The organism is Olavius algarvensis spirochete endosymbiont (assembly GCA_900608495.1).
GTDB lineage: Bacteria > Spirochaetota > Spirochaetia > DSM-2461 > DSM-2461 > UBA2779.
Window position 1 is genome coordinate 1 of the sequence record UWYT01000340.1, and the last position, 759, is coordinate 759.

General features: G+C 46.8%; 1 protein-coding gene. It reads left to right on the forward strand.

Annotated features, from left to right (window positions below; translation table 11 throughout):
- Window positions 1-694 (forward strand): Tle-like phospholipase domain-containing protein (locus S1OALGB6SA_RS10460; protein ID WP_230204541.1); only part of this gene is annotated, 694 nt, incomplete at its 5' end.
- Window positions 695-759: the final 65 nt, after the last annotated feature.

Consider the following 759-nt stretch of genomic DNA (forward strand, 5'->3'; position numbering starts at 1 on the left):
GGCTCTTAACTGGTATGCCTATGTGAGCAACAACCCCGTGAAGTATGTCGACCCGGCGGGGCTTTTGGAAGAGGACCCTACAGTATTAGCTGGCTATGCTAGAGTTTTTCGTGTTTCAGGCTCTGGCGATCATGGAAAAGATGTAACAGATCAGTTTCCAAAAGCTGTTTTCAGCAATGATGAGACTGGTTTTAACGCCCGGCTATTCCAGGGCGAAGATGGAGACTATGTTTTATCCATTGAGGGGGCAAATCCATTCTCGCCTGAGGATGTGAGTGCCGCTACCAAACAGGCCTTATCGGGGAGTACTGAGGGGCAATATGATGATGTTCTTAAACTCGTTAATGATTTGGAGGAAGCAGATCTTGATTCGTCCAATATGGTGTTGACAGGCTCCTCCCTGGGAGGAGGCCTTGCAGCCTATGCCGGTTCAAAGAAGGACATCTATACAATTACCTTTAACGCTGCGGGACTTCATGAAGATAATATTGGGCCCCATGCTGATAAGGTGACCAACTACCATATGAGGGGAGATCCCCTTACTGGTATACAGGCTCTAACTCCACTGCCGAATGCTGTCGGCACCCAGATACCTGTAAATCCAACTTTGGGCGATGCTTTAATTGGGGCAATACCTCTTGTTGGGGGAATTCATTTGCATATGATTGGGCCTATGGAACGCGCTCTAAAATAAGTGAAGGTGGTTATGAAGATATTTATTGCATTTTGGCTTCTATTGTGCACTTCCATCTTATCCTC